General features: G+C 65.1%; 14 protein-coding genes and 1 tRNA gene. 7 read left to right on the top strand and 8 right to left on the bottom strand.

Annotated features, from left to right (window positions below):
• Nucleotides 1-42 precede the first annotated feature (42 nt).
• From dtd to FIV34_RS01340, 4 genes are all read left to right on the top strand, one after another.
• Nucleotides 43-486: a D-aminoacyl-tRNA deacylase gene (gene dtd, locus FIV34_RS01355; RefSeq protein ID WP_139978929.1), complete on the top strand. Its 444-nt coding sequence runs from the start codon at nt 43-45 to the stop codon at nt 484-486.
• Nucleotides 487-666: 180 nt separating this feature from the next.
• Nucleotides 667-2,532 carry an RNA polymerase sigma factor RpoD gene (gene rpoD, locus FIV34_RS01350; RefSeq protein ID WP_139978926.1) on the top strand — a complete coding sequence of 622 codons (1,866 nt, stop codon included), beginning with the start codon at nt 667-669 and terminating at the stop codon, nt 2,530-2,532.
• A gap of 99 nt (nt 2,533-2,631) precedes the next feature.
• Nucleotides 2,632-3,081, top strand: a complete 450-nt coding sequence (locus tag FIV34_RS01345) for a helix-turn-helix transcriptional regulator (protein WP_139978924.1) — start codon at nt 2,632-2,634, stop codon at nt 3,079-3,081.
• A gap of 31 nt (nt 3,082-3,112) precedes the next feature.
• Nucleotides 3,113-3,523, top strand: coding sequence for a VOC family protein (locus tag FIV34_RS01340; RefSeq protein ID WP_139978922.1), 411 nt, complete (start codon nt 3,113-3,115; stop codon nt 3,521-3,523).
• Nucleotides 3,524-3,540: 17 nt separating this feature from the next.
• On the opposite strand, the gene FIV34_RS01335 is transcribed toward FIV34_RS01340, so the two are convergent.
• Genes FIV34_RS01335 through FIV34_RS01320 form a run of 4 tightly spaced genes read right to left on the bottom strand, consistent with a single transcriptional unit; the run spans nt 3,541 to nt 7,504 of the window.
• Nucleotides 3,541-3,969 (bottom strand): DUF2894 domain-containing protein, encoded by a 429-nt coding sequence (locus tag FIV34_RS01335; RefSeq protein ID WP_246058717.1) that lies wholly within the window; start codon nt 3,967-3,969, stop codon nt 3,541-3,543.
• Nucleotides 3,959-4,609: an OmpA family protein gene (locus FIV34_RS01330; protein WP_139978917.1), complete on the bottom strand. Its 651-nt coding sequence runs from the start codon at nt 4,607-4,609 to the stop codon at nt 3,959-3,961. Before FIV34_RS01330 ends, FIV34_RS01335 begins: the two co-directional genes overlap by 11 nt.
• Complete coding sequence (locus tag FIV34_RS01325; RefSeq protein WP_139978915.1) at nt 4,606-6,828, bottom strand: DUF802 domain-containing protein; 2,223 nt, start codon at nt 6,826-6,828, stop codon at nt 4,606-4,608. The genes FIV34_RS01330 and FIV34_RS01325 overlap by 4 nt, the downstream gene beginning before the upstream one ends.
• Entirely contained in the window at nt 6,821-7,504 is a 684-nt protein-coding gene (locus tag FIV34_RS01320; RefSeq protein ID WP_246058716.1) for a DUF3348 family protein, read from the bottom strand. Before FIV34_RS01320 ends, FIV34_RS01325 begins: the two co-directional genes overlap by 8 nt.
• 168 nt (nt 7,505-7,672) lie before the next feature.
• On the opposite strand from FIV34_RS01320, the gene FIV34_RS01315 reads away from it, so the two are divergent.
• Nucleotides 7,673-8,203 carry a hypothetical protein gene (locus tag FIV34_RS01315; protein WP_139978911.1) on the top strand — a complete coding sequence of 177 codons (531 nt, stop codon included), beginning with the start codon at nt 7,673-7,675 and terminating at the stop codon, nt 8,201-8,203.
• Nucleotides 8,204-8,237: 34 nt separating this feature from the next.
• Nucleotides 8,238-8,313 (top strand) — tRNA-Ile (locus FIV34_RS01310).
• A gap of 128 nt (nt 8,314-8,441) precedes the next feature.
• Here FIV34_RS01310 and FIV34_RS01305 read toward each other — a convergent pair.
• The 3 genes from FIV34_RS01305 to FIV34_RS01300 all read right to left on the bottom strand — a co-directional run bounded on the left by FIV34_RS01305 (nt 8,442) and on the right by FIV34_RS01300 (nt 11,446).
• A complete protein-coding gene (locus tag FIV34_RS01305; protein WP_139978909.1) occupies nt 8,442-8,924 on the bottom strand; it encodes a hypothetical protein in 483 nt (160 codons plus the stop codon).
• Between the two features lie 220 nt (nt 8,925-9,144).
• Nucleotides 9,145-9,612: a LamG domain-containing protein gene (locus FIV34_RS21080; RefSeq protein WP_211352689.1), complete on the bottom strand. Its 468-nt coding sequence runs from the start codon at nt 9,610-9,612 to the stop codon at nt 9,145-9,147.
• A 43-nt stretch (nt 9,613-9,655) separates the two neighbouring features.
• Complete coding sequence (locus FIV34_RS01300) at nt 9,656-11,446, bottom strand: arylsulfatase (RefSeq protein ID WP_211352688.1); 1,791 nt, start codon at nt 11,444-11,446, stop codon at nt 9,656-9,658.
• Between the two features lie 243 nt (nt 11,447-11,689).
• Between FIV34_RS01300 and FIV34_RS01295 the strand changes: the two genes are divergently transcribed.
• Nucleotides 11,690-12,544 (top strand): bile acid:sodium symporter family protein, encoded by an 855-nt coding sequence (locus tag FIV34_RS01295; RefSeq protein ID WP_139978907.1) that lies wholly within the window; start codon nt 11,690-11,692, stop codon nt 12,542-12,544.
• Between the two features lie 21 nt (nt 12,545-12,565).
• On the opposite strand, the gene FIV34_RS01290 is transcribed toward FIV34_RS01295, so the two are convergent.
• Nucleotides 12,566-14,785: an arylsulfatase gene (locus FIV34_RS01290; protein ID WP_246058715.1), complete on the bottom strand. Its 2,220-nt coding sequence runs from the start codon at nt 14,783-14,785 to the stop codon at nt 12,566-12,568.
• Nucleotides 14,786-15,037 lie beyond the last annotated feature (252 nt).

Here is a 15,037-nt window from a genome sequence, read left to right as displayed (position 1 = left end):
CGCTCCTTTAAGCTTGGCGCCCATCCGCCGCTACAGAACACCATGATTGCACTCATCCAGCGTGTCGAAGCCGCGCGCGTCGAGGTTGACGGGCAGACCGTGGGCGCCATCGGCGCCGGGCTGCTGGCGCTCGTCGCGGTGGAGCCGGCCGATGGCGAGGCGCAGTGCCAGCGCATGCTGGAGCGCCTGCTGGGCTACCGGGTGTTCCCGGACGCCGAGGGCAAGATGAATCTTGGCCTGGCCGAGACCGGCGGCGGCCTGCTCCTGGTCAGCCAGTTCACCCTGGCCGCCGATACCCGCAAGGGCATGCGCCCCAGCTTCACCACGGCGGCGCCGCCGGAGGTTGGCCTGCGCTGGTTCGACCGGCTGGTGGCCCTGGCCCGTGATGCCCACCCCCCGGGGGTGGAAACCGGGCGCTTTGGTGCCCATATGAAGGTACACCTGATTAATGACGGCCCGGTCACCTTCCGCCTGGAGGTGCGCTGAGGCCCCAGCGTGGGGTCTGTGCACTCCTCACCCGTTCCCCATCGCCACGCAAGCGCCCGCCCCGAAAGGTAATCTGGCCCGATTCTTGCGTCCTGTCGATGGAGCCAATCCACTTGAAAACTGGTCAAAAAATCATCAAATGACTATACTGATCGGTTCCTGTAACCCGCGGCGGTCGGCATGACTAACAAAGCTCACGAGCAACAGTCTGAAATCAAGCAGCTCATCTCCAAGGGTCTGGAGCAGGGCTACCTGACGTATGCCGAAATCAATGACCACCTGCCCGACGACATTGTCGATCCGGAGCAGATCGAAGACATCATGGCGGTGCTCAAGGGCGTCGGCATCGAGGTCCACGATTCCGCGCCCGACACCGATACGATCAGCGATGGCGGTGCCCCCGGCTCCGGCACGGACGACGAGTCCGCGGCCGAAGAAGCCGTGGCCCTGCTCTCGGCCGTCGACTCGGAAGTAGGCCGCACCACCGACCCGGTCCGCATGTACATGCGTGAGATGGGTACGGTCGAGCTGCTCACCCGCGAAGGCGAAATCGCCATCGCCAAGCGCATCGAAGAAGGCCTGAACCAGGTCCAGACCGCGCTGTCCTCGTTCCCGCTCACCATCCAGCTGCTGCTTGAGGAATACGACCAGCACCTGGAAGGCAAGCGCCGCCTGAGCGAAATCCTGGCCGGCTTCGCCGACCTGGAAGCCGCCGCTGACGAAGCCCAGGCCGCCGCGGCCGACGCCGACTCGGAAGCGACCGACGCCGACGCCGACAGCGAAGACGAAGAAGTCGAAGGCGCCGCCGAGGAAGAGGAAGCCGGCCCGACCGGTCCGGATCCGGAAGAAGTGAAGCGCCGCATGGAAGAACTGCGTTCGCTGCACGCCAAGTTCCAGAAGTCGGCGCCGAAGGCTGAGATCAACGACAAGAAGGTCGCGAAGATCCGCGAGCAGATGTCGGAAGCGTTCCTCAACCTCAAGCTGCCGTCGGCGCTGATCGACAGCTTCGTGCGCAAGCTGCGCGAAGTGGTGAACGACATCCGTCACCACGAGCGCATCCTGATGGACATCTTCGTCAAGCAGGTGAAGATGCCGCGCGCCGAGTTCCTCAAGAGCTTCCCGTCCAACGAGGGCAACCTCGAGTGGGCTGCGGATCTCTCGCGCAAGCGCCAGAAGTGGTCACCGAACATCAAGAACTTCCGCGAAGCCATCGATGGCGAGCAGGAGAAGCTGGCGCAGATCGAGCGCACGCTGTACCTGCCGCTCACCGACATCAAGGAAATCAACCGCGCCATGTCGGTCGGCGAGGCGAAGGCCCGTCGCGCGAAGAAGGAAATGGTCGAGGCCAACCTGCGTCTCGTCATCTCCATCGCCAAGAAGTACACCAACCGCGGCCTGCAGTTCCTCGACCTCATCCAGGAAGGCAACATCGGCCTGATGAAGGCCGTGGACAAGTTCGAATACCGCCGCGGCTACAAGTTCTCCACGTACGCCACGTGGTGGATCCGCCAGGCCATCACCCGTTCGATCGCCGACCAGGCCCGCACCATCCGTATCCCGGTGCACATGATCGAAACGATCAACAAGCTCAACCGCATCTCCCGCCAGATGCTCCAGCAGTTCGGCCGCGAGCCGACGCCGGAAGAACTGGCCAAGGAAATGGAGATGCCGGAAGACAAGATCCGCAAGGTCCTGAAGATCGCGAAGGAACCGATCTCCATGGAAACGCCGATCGGTGATGACGAAGATTCGCACCTTGGCGATTTCATCGAGGACACCAACGCCAGCTCGCCGGTGGAATCGGCGACGGAAACGGGCCTGATGGAAACCGTGCGCGACGTGCTCGCCGGCCTCACCCCGCGTGAAGCGAAGGTGCTGCGCATGCGCTTCGGCATCGACATGAACACGGATCACACGCTGGAAGAAGTCGGCAAGCAGTTCGACGTCACCCGCGAGCGCATCCGCCAGATCGAAGCCAAGGCCCTGCGTAAGCTGCGCCACCCGAGCCGCTCGGAAACGCTGCGCTCGTTCCTCGATATCGACTGATAGCCGGGACCAGCAACGCGACAGGAAAAACGCCCGCGCAAGCGGGCGTTTTTTTGTGGGCACTTGAGCACGGCTACGCCGGCTGCCACGATCGGCGGCATGGCCAGCCCATCCGATCCGGCGAAACAACTCCGCGACCTTGCGCGGTTGCGTCGCGTGCGCGACCGGATCGACCGCGACTATGCCCAGCCCCTCGACGTGGACGCGCTCGCGCAGGGCGTGCACATGTCGGCCGGGCACCTGAGCCGCCAGTTCAAGGCCGCCTACGGCGAATCGGTGTACAGCTACCTGATGACCCGCCGGATCGAACGGGCCATGGCCCTGCTACGGCGGGGCGATGTCAGCGTCACCGACGCCTGCTTCACCGTGGGTTGTTCGTCCCTGGGCACGTTCAGCACGCGCTTCTCCGAACTGGTCGGCCAGTCGCCGGCGGCCTACAAACGCGAGCAGGGCAACGCGACCGAAGGCATGCCTTCCTGCATCGCCCGCCAGGTCACGCGTCCCGTCAGGAATCAAGAAGCGCCGGTGCCAGCACCCGACCTAGACTGACCTCCCTGACCACCACCGCACGGAGATCCGCATGGACATCACGATCAACGCCAGCTTCCTCGCGCAGAACGACCCGGACGCCGCCCTCGCCTTCTACCGCGACACCCTGGGTTTTGAGGTCCGCAACGATGTCGGCTACGGCGGCAAGCGCTGGATCACCGTCGGCCCGGCGGGCCAGCCGCAGACCTCGATCGTGCTCTACCCGCCGGAGGCCAGCCCGGGCGTGACCGACGCCGAGCGCCAGACCATCGCCGAGATGATGGCCAAGGGAACGTTCGGCATCATCCTGCTCGCCAGCAAGAACCTGGACGCGACGTTTGAGCAACTGCAGGCACGGCAGGCGGATATCGTACAGGAACCGACGGACCAGCCTTACGGCGTGCGTGACTGCGCGGTGCGCGATCCGGCGGGGAATATGATTCGGATCCAGCAGGCGAAGTAGGCGGTAGCGCTGCCTTTTCAACCTTCCGGATTTTTTGGTTTCGGCGTGCGCGGCTTGCGCGGCTTTGCCGGTGCTTTCGGCTTCTTGTTGCCGATGGTCGCGGCGCGGGGCGCGTCTTTTACCGGCGCGGCGGCCACGGCGGCGACGGTCAGTCGCTCCATCCACGAAAGATCGTCGACGTACGACAGGAAGTGCTGCAGGTAACCCGGCGAGAGTTCGCGCATGAGTTCCATCGCGCGATGGACCAGCGCGGCGGAGTTCAGCGGGCCGGTGCTTTCCATTTCGGGGACGTGGATTTCAGCTTGCTGGAGCTGGCTGCGGGTGCGCGTGCGATCCCACAGTTTGCGTACGCGCGCCAGCTCGGCGTCGAGATCGACGGTGGGGCTGTGCTGCTGCGACAGATGGTCGAGCAGCGCACCGAGCGGGCTGGAGGACTTACGGTCCATGCGCCTTCGTGTCCGTGGCGGACTGGCGTGGAATCGGCGCGATCTCCACGCGGCGGTTCTTCGCGCGTCCGGCATCGTCGGCGTTGGAGCTCACCGGCTGCTCCGCACCAAATGCGGCGGCAAACACGGAAGGCGACGGCACGCCATCGGCGATCAACGCACGGGTGACGGTGAGCGAACGCTCGGCCGAGAGCTCCAGGTTATCGGCGAACCGGCGGTTGCCTTCATGCACGGCCTGGTCGTCGGTGAAGCCGCTGACCATGAGGATTTCGTCGCGTGACTTCAGGTACGTGGTGAGCGGACCCGCGAGGGTCTTCAGCAGCTCGCGGCCTTCCGGCTGCAGCTGGTCGGAGTTCAGCGCGAAGAGGACGCTACCGCTGATGCCGATGCGCCCATTGACCAGCGTGACCCGGCCTGAGGCCAGCGGCGCGGCAAGCGCCTGCTCCAGCGAGATGCGCCGATGCTGCTCCTCCTGGCGCTGCTTCGTCTCCTGTTCCAGCTTGCTGGTCAGCTGCAGCTGCATGCCGATCACGCCCACCAGGATCAGGACGAACGCACTCAGCAGCACGGACATCAGGTCGCCGAACGCGGCCCAGATAGGTGCGTTGGCTTCGCCGTCGACGTCGAGCTCTTCGCTCATGCCTTCGCCGCCCCGCCGCGCTTCACGGCCAGCTGCTGCATGTCTTCAAGAATCTGCTTCTGCGATAGGACGCTGAGGTCCACCACCTCGCGCGCCTGCGCCACGTAGTAGGCCAGCTGCTCATCGCTACGGATGAGCGAGCGATCCAGCGCTTCGCCGATGGCCTGCAGGCGCGCCAACAGCGCGTCGTTCGACTGGCCGAAGGACTGCACCGCGCCGCTGAAGGCTTCACCCAGGCTCGCCACGTTCTCGGCGCTGCCGGTGATGCGTTCGGCTACGCCTTCGAGCTTGCCGGTCTCGCCTTCCACGTGTTCGATGAAGCGCGTGCCGACGCGATCAAGCAACTCGGCCGACGTCGTCACCAGGCCATCAATCGCGGTGCGCTGTTCGTTGGAGGCGTGGTTCACGGCGCCGAGCAGCGTCTCGACCGTTTCGAGCAGGCGGCTGCGCTCCTCGAGCATGGCGGTATCGCGCACCATGCTGTCCGACAGCTTCTGGCGCAGCTCGGCCACCACGTCGGCGGCGGCCTTCGGCGCTTCCGAGGCGGCGTCGACCAGGCGCGAGATCTCGGCGATGGTCGCGCTGGCGTGCTGCTGCGACTGGCTGGTGATGTCATTCGCGGTACGCGCCAGCGACTCGCCGATCGCGGCGTGGTGGGTAGCCGTCGCCTCACCCGCCTGCTTCCACTCCGCGGACAGCGCAGCGGACATGCCCTCAAGGGCGCCGGTCCATGCGGCGAGACGCTCGGCGTCGCGCGATTCAAGCGACGCCTGCAGCTCGCCCTGCGCCGCATGCACGGCTGCGACCAGCGCGGTGGCCTGCGCACCGAAGGCGGCCGATGCGGCATCCATCGCCTTCTCGTGGCGAGCGACCAGGGCGTCATTCGTCGCCGCGCTGCTGGCGGCGACGGCTTCGTTCGTGGCGATGCTCTGTGCGGCTATGGCCTCGTTGGCAGCCACGGCGCGATCAACGAGCGCATCGTTCGCCAGCGTGTTGCGCGTGACGATGTCGTCGAGCGATGCCACCTGCTTCGCCAGCGTGCTCGACCACGCGTCGGTCGATGCCTGTGCCGAGGCTTCGAAGCGATCGGCAACGGCGTCGACCATGGTCGTGGCGCGCTGTTCGAAGGCGGCGGTGAAGGCATCCAGTGCGCCGCGCAGGTCCTGTGCCTGCGTTTCATTAGCGGCACGCTGCGTGGCGATCGCATCGTTCCACGCGGAGGTGACACCCGACGACGTCGTGGCGAAGCCGTCTTTCATGCCATCGAGCTGGCGTTCGACGGCCTTGTTGACGCTCTCGTGCAGCGCGGCGGTTTCGCGGGCGATGCCGGCCATCGTCGTTTCGAAGATCGGCTGCAAGGCAGCGCTGGCGGCGCGCGCACTATCCGCGACGCCTGCCTTCAGCGACTGCTCCACCGACGACGCCAGCCGCGCGAACGTGGCCTCGGCCTTCGAGTGGAAGGCGTCCTGGCTGTCGGCGTGGCGCTGGCCGGTGGACGCGTTCTGGGTTTCGATCGTCGCCATCATCGCCTGCAGGCGGTCGATCAAGGCCGGCATCAGTTCGGTCTGCTGCTGCAGCAGGCGGAACGAGGCTTCGCGCTGGTGCGCCTGCGAGAACACACGCAGCGTGCGCAGCGCCTTCGCATCGAGATGCTGCACGGCGAGCAGGCGCTCGCGGCGCGCCAGGGCGGACAGCAGGCCGAGCATGGCCGACGTGGCCACACCGGCGATCGAGGTGCCGAAGGCGAAGCCGAGGCCCTTCACGGGCGCGGCCAGCGAGCCGCGGATGGATTGCAGGTCGGTAGCGCTTTCCAGCGCGATGCCGGTACCGCGCAGCGTCGCCATCATGCCGAGCAAGGTACCGAGCATGCCCAGCAGTACCAGCAGGCCGACGAGGTACGGGGTGAGCGCCGGCAGCGGCAGCGCCACGCGCTCGCCTTCCACGCGCAGGCGCACCGCGTTGCGCAGGCTCGGGTGCAGGCGGTCCAGCCAGCTGCCCAGGCTATCCGGCGTGCCGGACAGCTCGGCCACCGCGGTCTCCAGCGTGCCGGTGGCCTGGCGGTAGCGGTAGAGCTCGATGGCACCGGCGAGGTAGCCCAGCGCCACCAGCGCGGCGATCAGCGCGCCCAGCGGGTTGGAGCCGACGTAGCCGATACCGACCCAGGACACGACCACCAGGCCGGCCACGAACACGGCGAAAGGGAGGAAATTTCTACGCATGACTTACCAGTGATGGGCTTTGCAGGGCTGCGAGCAGGCCTTCCAGCGGTTGAAAACGTACGTCGAGTTCGGCGAGCAGGACATCCTGCATCTCGCGAACGAAGAGATCGATCCAGACGCCCGAGGTGCCCTGGGCCTCCGCGGCGGCCTTCCTGGCTTTCTCGAAGCGGGCCTCCAGCACGGCGGGCACGCCGCCCAGCAGGCGCTGTTCGCGCGGGCTCAGGGCGCCTTCCATCACCGCATCCACCTCGGCCAGCCTGGCCAGCTCGGGAGACGCCGCCGCGAGCTGGTCGCGCAGCTCACCGCGGAGCTTGCCGGTGGTGCCCTGAATCGAGCGTTGCATCATGAGGTAGCGCTCGCGGAAGGCCGAATACTCGATCCGGCTGTCCAGCTCGCCCTCGACCGCGCCCGCCCGGGAGACAGCACGGGCACGGGCCCGGGCCCAGCTGGGTTCGTCCATGAGGGTCTCGACCAGGGCGGCACGGGCGGCCGCCAGGCTGGCTTCCGTCACGGCCTCGCCCGGCTCGGCGCCTTCCGGCAGGGGCGCCACGGCGCCATCCAGGGCCGACGAGAGGGCGAGCGACTGCGTCCAGCTGAGCCACTGGCTCAACCGGTCCGGCAGGAATCCGCCAGGCTGGCCCGCGTCGACCTCCCCCAGGCGCGCCAGGAGGCGCACGAAGGTCGATCCACGGACAGCGGCTCGTGAGTGGCTTGGCGCCATGCTAAGTCGCTAAAAAACGAGAAGTTTACCCTAAGAGCGTTAAGGCCTGCCCCGGGCGGGCTGGCGGGGCCCGATTTCTTGGGATCTAATGCGCCCACGGGGAATCTGAAGGAACACATCGCCATGAAATGGATCATTCGCGTGGGCGTCGTCGCGCTCATCCTGTTCGGCCTGAACAACGTCCTGCATCGCGTCATGCGGAAATACGAGATGCACAAGCTGGACGTCGTCTCGGCAGAGCGGATCGACAAGCTACCAGCCGACCAGCAGCGCACTGCGGCGCTCGCCGTGTACCTCAGCTTCTTCTGGGGCAATACCACCCTGCTGCCTGCCATGTGCAAGGAACAGGGCGTCGATCTCTCCAGCTACTCGCTCGCCTTCAAGGAGCGCTACAGCGACGGCCATTCCCAGGCCCGGGAAGCGCTCACCAGGCTAGGGCATAGCGAGCAGGCGCTTATCGCCGCCGTGGCGTCCACACCGGAGCCGCGCAGCGCCTTCACCGCCATGCTGAAGAAGATTGGCAACGACGTCGGCAAGGGCGACTCGGTGGTTGAAGGCTGCCATGCCCTTGAGCACAAGCAGGCCGACATGCTCGACTTCATGAATTTCCGCGAGATATTCCCTACCGTCTGGCAGCGCACCGAACTCCGCTGAGCCCATTGATTCGGTAAACTCGCGTTCCCGCACGGGGCCTATAGCTCAACGGTTAGAGCAGGGGACTCATAATCCCTTGGTTCCAGGTTCGAATCCTGGTGGGCCCACCATTTCGACGATCAACGAGGGAACTCGCTCGATCAGACTTCGAAGCGAGTCCGTGTGCGTCAGAACACGGCGACGGTCTCGGTATCCAACCCTATTCAGCTCGCCAGCTGCATGGCGGGAGAATCGCCGATCAGGCCCCGCCTGCTTGCCTCTGCTCGATTTCCTTAGCCCGCAGGATCGCCTGCGCGTGCATATTGATCTGCTCTTCCTTCTCGGCGTGGTACGCGGCGTGCGCGTCATTCTGATTCGCCTTGTAACCGCACCAGGCGATCCATGAGAAGCCGGACGCATAGGCAAGCGTCATCAAGCCGGATATCCAATGCTCCCAGCCACCAGCGATGACACCGGTGCGGATCTGTGTGACCGCGATGATGAGGAACAGAAGGACCAGCAGGTAGATAAAGCTCTGCGACCTGGCCCCCGAGCGACGGAGCGCCTCATAAAGGCCCCAATAAAGCAGTGGCATGACGACGACCCCGCCCAGGAACTCCGTTACGGGATGTATCGAGGCCGGAAAGAGATCAGCAATCCAGCCCGTAACGGCAGCGGGTGCCATAAGCAGAATCAGATAAAGCAACGCTCGGCCAGCGTAGTACCAGGTAACGGGGACCATGGTTACCGTTGTGTTTCCTCTCACGTGCCAATCTCCATAGTTGCGTGCGTTTAGGACATTCCGTCTGTGTGGGCCAAGAACGAAATGCCCACGATTAACGGCCGCTCATGGAGAAACTTTAGGGGGCGCGTTCGCGGGCCACGGGAGTCGGGTAAGGTCAACAAAATCAGTAGAGTGGCATAGGCGGTCGAACTATGTGAGATCGCGCATCTGGCCGACCTCATGACACGCAAACATCGACACGATGGATCTCTCCATCGAATCGGAACGGTCGCCGGTCGAAATAATCCGGCGACACCGGTGATCCAAGATCCACGCCCACGCCAAACGTCTCACTGGCCGTGAAGGCCACGGGCACCGTTCGGGCGATGACGACGCGGGCGACTTCCGCGCCGTCCACGCGCAGGATGACGGAAGCCGGCCCCATGGGCTTTGCCGATTCGAACGCCGTGTCGACCGTGATCACATGGTGGCCTTCGGCGAGCGGTTGCACGCTGCGTGCCTGGTAGCGATCAAGCATGAGCATGTTGTACTCGTAAACCAGCTGGCCCTTGTCAAGGAACAGGGTTAGCCCGCCGGAAAAGCCGCCCAGTGCATAGAGAACGCCCGACGCCTTTGGGCCGCAGGTGCAGTCGATTTCCACATGGCTATCCTGCTTGCCCAGCGCCGGCGCCGTGAACTCCGGCATGCGGTTGACCGACCCGTCGAAACGCCAGCGCGTGTAAGGCGACTCAATGCGATCCTTGGGGATGGATCCGTAGCCACAGGCCGGCGCCTACGGGCCAGACGAGGTTATCGCGCGACACCTCCTTGAACAGCGCCTTGAGCTCGTCGAGCTTGTCCGGGTGGGTCGTCGCCAGGTCGTGCGCCTGGCTGAAATCCGTCGCCAGGTGGTACAGCTCCCACGGCTCGCTGAGCATGTCCCATGTCTTCAGGCGCTTCGCGGTGCTGGGCGTATCCCACGGCACGAAGGGCCCGAAGGCGCACGCATACCAGCCATCCGAGTAAATGCCGCGGCTGGCGTTGTTCTCGAAGTACTGCGTGGTCTTGCGCGTGGGCACATCGGCGCTGCCAAACGTGTACGCAAAGCTGATCCCATCCAGCGGCCTCTGCTCAAAGCCATCGACGACATCGGGTGGCAGGATGCCAATGGCATCGTAGATGGTCGGCACCACGTCGTTCACGTGATGGAACTGGCCGCGCAACCGTGCATCGGGGGTGATGCGCGCCGGCCACGCCACGGCAAGGGCATTGCGCGTGCCGCCAAAGTGGCTGGCAACGAGCTTGGTATGGTGGAACGGCGTGCATCCGGCCCAGGCCCAGCCGGCGTGGTACATGTTGTCGGTTCTGGGTGAACCCAGCACGTCGATACCACCCAGCTTGTCCAGCGCCGCCCTCTGTTCGGCCACGGTATTGGGAATGTTGTTCTGTGCGAGCAGCTCGCTGATGCTGCCCTTTTGGCCCTCCGCGCTCGATCCGTTATCGCCAAAGATATAGAGCACCAGCGTGTTCTCGGTCTTGCCGAGGCGGTCCATCTCGTCGAGCACACGCCCGACCTGCGCGTCGACGTGTTCCAGGTAGCCGGCGAACACTTCCATCAGGCGACGCTGGAACGGTCGCTCCTCCTCGGGAATCTCGTCCCAGCCCTGCATCGTGTCGGCACGCGGCGTGAGCATGGCGTCGGAGGGAATCCAGCCGCGCGCCTTCTGCCTTGCGAAGACCCGCTCGCGGTAGGCATCCCAGCCATCATCAAACTTCCCCGCGTACCGATCCGCCCACGCCTTGAAGATGTGGTGCGGTCCGTGCGCGGCACCTGGCGCCCAATACATGAAGAACGGCGCGTCGGTCGCATAGGCTTCGTGCTTACGCAGCCACGCGATCGCCCGTTCGGCCAGGTCTTCGGAGAGGTGGTAGCTCTCGTCGCGAGGGGGTTCCACGGGGTTCGTGTTCTCGTACAGCCGCGGCTCCCATTGCGAGGTTTCGCCGGCGACAAAGCCGTAGAAGTAATCGAAGCCATGTCCGGTAGGCCAGCGGTCGAACGGGCCCATGGCCGTGGTCTGGTCCGCGGGGGTGTTATGCCATTTGCCGAAGGCGCAGGTCTTGTAGCCGTAGTGGCGGAGCACTTCGGCGACGGTCGCGGTGTCCTTGCCGATGACGCCGGTGTAACCATCCCAATCCACCGCGCGTTCCGCAATCGTTCCTGAGTGCACCCGGTGGTGATTGCGGCCGGTAAGGAGCGCGGCGCGCGTCGGCGAACAGATCGACGTGGTGTGGAAGCAGTTGTAGCCCAGGCCTGCCTCGACCACGCGGGTGAAGTTGGGGGTTCGCACCTCTCCGCCAACCGTATCGGCCAGGCCGAAGCCGACGTCATCCAGCAGGATGATCAGGACGTTCGGCGCGTTATCGGGTAGCCGCCTGGGACGCTCCCGCCGCTGATGCGTGGATTCCGCCAGCGTGTAGCCCGCCGTGCTGGCAGTAGGTACCGCCGGAAACGGCAGCGAACGACCATCGTTCGGACTCATGACACCGATCCTTGCGGGGGACTCCGCAAGCTTCACCCGCGACACGCAGCGAAGCCACGGTACTTGCCCGGCATGGCATGCCGTGAAACTACTTACCGGCGGCGCTAGGTAAAACTACGCGGCCGCCACGGGGTGATGTTCGCTTGCGGCCATGCCGCCGCGGGTCAACGCTGGTGGCATTGCGCCACACGGCGAGGCCGTCATGGCGATCGCTAAGAGCAGTGGCTCACGTGAGGACCCGCCATGACGCTCTTTCTTGCCATGAAGCTCCTGATCGTCGCGAGCACGGTGCTGCTTGTCGTGTCGCTATCGCTGTTCGCCCGGCTGCAGGATGTCTTCCACTTCATCCGCCATCCCGAGCTGGGGCTGCGGGCCTTCCTGGCGATGTACATCATCGTGCCGGCGGTCGCCTTGGCCTTCATCGTCCTGTTCGACCTTCGCCCCGGCGTGGAGCTCGCCCTGCTGGTGATCGCGCTCTCGCCGGTGCCGCCGAGGTTGCCCAGCAAGCAGCACAAATCGGGCGCCGAGAACGCGTACGTGACCGGTCTGCTGGTCACCTCCGCGCTGGTGTCCCTGGTCGTCATGCCGGTGGGGCTTCACGTCATGGGCACGTGGTTCGGCCGCGACATCGAGGTATCCACGGCCGGCATCGCGAAGACGCTGGCGATCACCGTGCTCATTCCGCTGATCATCGGCCTGGTGGCGCAGAAGGTGCTGGGCGAGCGATCCGAGCGCGTCGCCCGCATCCTGGCCAGGCTGTCCATGGTGATGCTGGCGGTCGGCGTGCTGGTCGTCTTCGTGATGATCGCGCCAGGCATGTGGGCGCTGGTGGGCCGTGGCACGCTGATCGCGCTTGCCGCCATGGTGGTGATCGGACTGCTGGCGGGTTATGCGTTGGGGGGCCCCTTGCCGGGTAACCGCAGCGCCCTGGCCCTGGCGACGTCCATGCGCCACCCGGGCGTCGCCCTGGGCGTGATCGCCACCACCTTCCCGGACGCACACCCGCCGCTGATGGCGATCATTGTCTTCACCCTGCTGAACGTGATCATCAGCATCCCTTTCCTGAAGCTCGTGCAGCGATCAAGGGGCGCGCCTTGAGCGCTTGAGCCCCGTGGTCGGTTACTCGTGCGCGCCGGCAAACGCCGTATGCATCTGGTGCAACTTCGCTTCGTCATCGGCGGACAGGTTCCGGGGGCCAAGCACGATGTCGACCTTGTCGATCTTTCCGGTGAAGCGGAAGGGGAGCTTGTAATCGCTGGTGACCGGAGAACCCGTGTCGGAACCGACACCGAAGGTATCGATGCCGAAGCGGCCGGCGACGGTGTTCTCGATACGAGCGTGGCCAGCGGCCTTGCCGTTGATGGCGAGGGTGACGTCGCCGCCTTTGCCCAGGCCGCCGCCGTCGTATGCGAACTCGACGGCCACTGTGGATTTGCCGGTGGGAAGCAACACGTCGGAGACGACTTTCGTGCGTTCGCGTTCGAACCAGTTGTACTGGTAGACGAGCCTGCCGTCCTGCACGTAGAGCACGTAGCCCGCCGAGCCACCGCCGGCCGCCACGATCACGCCCTCCCCTCCCTTTTCGGGCAGCTCGATGTCGGCCGTGATCCGGTGCGAGCGGTTCTTGGTGTTGGGTGCCGCGGTCTCGGCAAGGCGTGACGCACCGGCGTAGTACGTGAAGTGCGTACGGTTCGGATCCGAGCCACCCGGCGACGGCTTGGGCACGGCGAGGCGCCCCGCACCGCGGTCATCCAGCGGGTAGACGTGGTTCTTCTCCGCTTCTTCGTCGAAGAGGGCCTTCAACTCGGCAAGCTTGTCGGGGTGCTTGCCGGCGAGGTCCTTGGCTTCGCTGAAGTCTTCATCCAGGTGGTACAGCTCCCAGCGGTCCTTCTCCCAGTGGCCCGGGGCCAGGTCCTGCCGCCACGGCAACGTGTGCTGCGCACAGGCGATCCAGCCCTTGTCGTAGATGGCGCGGTTGGTGAACACCTCGAAGTACTGGCGCTCGCGTACCGGCCGCGCCTTCGCGTCGCCGAACGTCGGGAGGATCGATACACCATCGATCGGCATCTGTTCCACGCCGTTGACTGACACCGGCGCAGGAATCTTCGCCGCGGCATAGATCGTGGGCGCGATATCGATCAGGTGGGAGAACTGGTCACGCACGCCGCCCACATCCCTGATCTGCGCGGGCCACGAAACCACCATGGGGTTACGCGACCCACCGAGATGCGAGGCCACCTGCTTCACCCACTGGAAGGGCGCGTTGCCGGCCCATGCCCATCCCAGCGGGTAGTGCGGCTCGGTGTTCGGCGCGCCGATCTCGTCCATTTTCTTCAGGTTGTCTTCCAGCGATGACGGGACGCCGTTGAGGTTCATCACCTCGTTCAGCGTGCCCTGCGCGCCACCCTCGGAGCTGGCTCCGTTGTCGCCCACGATGTAGAAGACCAGGGTGTTGTCCGCATCGGGAAGCGCTTCGATCGCCTGGATAAGGCGGCCGCATTCGTGGTCGGTGAAGGCGAGGTAGCCGGCGAAGTTCTCCATGAAGCGCGCATAGAGACGTTGTTCGTCGCCACTAAGCGATTCCCACGCCTTCACCCATTCGGGCCGTGGCGTGAGCTCCGTGCCGGGCGGGATCACACCGAGTTCCAGCTGGCGCTTGTAGGTCGCCTCGCGAACGGCATCCCAGCCCGCGTCAAACTTTCCGGTAAATTTTTCGCGCCAGGCCACGGGCGCGTGATGCGGCGCATGGGCGGCGCCCGGCGCGAAGTACATGAAGAGCGGCTTCTGCGGTGCCACCGACTTGGCGTAGCGCATCCAGTTGATCGCGCGATCGGTCATGTCGGTCATGAGGTGGTAGCCCTCTTCGGGCGTCTTGTCCGGCTCCACCGCCACGGTGTTTTCGAACAGCACCGGGTAGTACTGGTGCGTTTCGCCACCGATGAATCCATAGGAATAATCGAAGCCCATGCCGGTGGGCCAACGATCGAACGGACCGGCGACGCTGCTCTCCCAGTCGGGCGTGTTGTGGTTCTTGCCGAACCACGCCGTGCCGTAGCCGTTGCCCTTCAGCACCGCGCCCACCGTCGCCGCGCTGGGTGGAATCATGTTGTTGTAGCTGGGGAAGCCCGTGGCCCACTCGGCCAGGAAGCCCACGCCACAATTATGGTGGTTGCGACCGGTGATGAGCGCGGCGCGCGATGGCCCGCAGATGGCCGTCGTGTGGAAGCGGTTGTAGCGCAGGCCGCGCGCGGCCAGCTTATCCAGCTCCGGCGTCGGTACCGGGCCACCAAACGTGCTGACCTGGCCGAAACCGACATCATCCAGGAGAATGACCACCACGTTAGGCGCGCCGTCGGGTGGCGTGGGTACTGCAGGCCAGTCTTCCTTCGAGTCAACGTAGGTTTTTCCGATGACCCCTTTGAATGGCGGTACCGGTAATGGTAGGTGGCTACGATCGATGCCAGTGGACATGGCTCCTGCTTCCCGTGAGACGGCCGCGGTGACGTGCCAGATGTTTGACTATTCGTCCATCCACGGGAGCCGTCATCGGTTACTTTGCTATGCACCGATCAGTACAACTACGTAGCCAAG

The sequence above is a fragment of the Luteibacter pinisoli genome (assembly GCF_006385595.1).
In the GTDB taxonomy this organism is placed as follows: domain Bacteria; phylum Pseudomonadota; class Gammaproteobacteria; order Xanthomonadales; family Rhodanobacteraceae; genus Luteibacter; species Luteibacter pinisoli.
Note: the sequence above shows the minus strand (reverse complement) of the source record. Positions and strands in the feature narration are given on the sequence as shown.

Coding starts and splice junctions, on each gene's coding strand:
- dtd (WP_139978929.1), top strand. CDS start 43: ATGATTGCACTCATCCAGCGTGTCGAAGCCGCGCGCGTCGAGGTTGAC.
- rpoD (WP_139978926.1), top strand. CDS start 667: ATGACTAACAAAGCTCACGAGCAACAGTCTGAAATCAAGCAGCTCATC.
- FIV34_RS01305 (WP_139978909.1), bottom strand. CDS start 8,924: ATGGTCCCCGTTACCTGGTACTACGCTGGCCGAGCGTTGCTTTATCTG.
- FIV34_RS01330 (WP_139978917.1), bottom strand. CDS start 4,609: ATGAGCGAAGAGCTCGACGTCGACGGCGAAGCCAACGCACCTATCTGG.
- FIV34_RS01300 (WP_211352688.1), bottom strand. CDS start 11,446: ATGAGTCCGAACGATGGTCGTTCGCTGCCGTTTCCGGCGGTACCTACT.
- FIV34_RS01335 (WP_246058717.1), bottom strand. CDS start 3,969: ATGGACCGTAAGTCCTCCAGCCCGCTCGGTGCGCTGCTCGACCATCTG.
- FIV34_RS01325 (WP_139978915.1), bottom strand. CDS start 6,828: ATGCGTAGAAATTTCCTCCCTTTCGCCGTGTTCGTGGCCGGCCTGGTG.
- FIV34_RS01345 (WP_139978924.1), top strand. CDS start 2,632: ATGGCCAGCCCATCCGATCCGGCGAAACAACTCCGCGACCTTGCGCGG.
- FIV34_RS01340 (WP_139978922.1), top strand. CDS start 3,113: ATGGACATCACGATCAACGCCAGCTTCCTCGCGCAGAACGACCCGGAC.
- FIV34_RS01315 (WP_139978911.1), top strand. CDS start 7,673: ATGAAATGGATCATTCGCGTGGGCGTCGTCGCGCTCATCCTGTTCGGC.
- FIV34_RS21080 (WP_211352689.1), bottom strand. CDS start 9,612: ATGCCGGAGTTCACGGCGCCGGCGCTGGGCAAGCAGGATAGCCATGTG.
- FIV34_RS01295 (WP_139978907.1), top strand. CDS start 11,690: ATGACGCTCTTTCTTGCCATGAAGCTCCTGATCGTCGCGAGCACGGTG.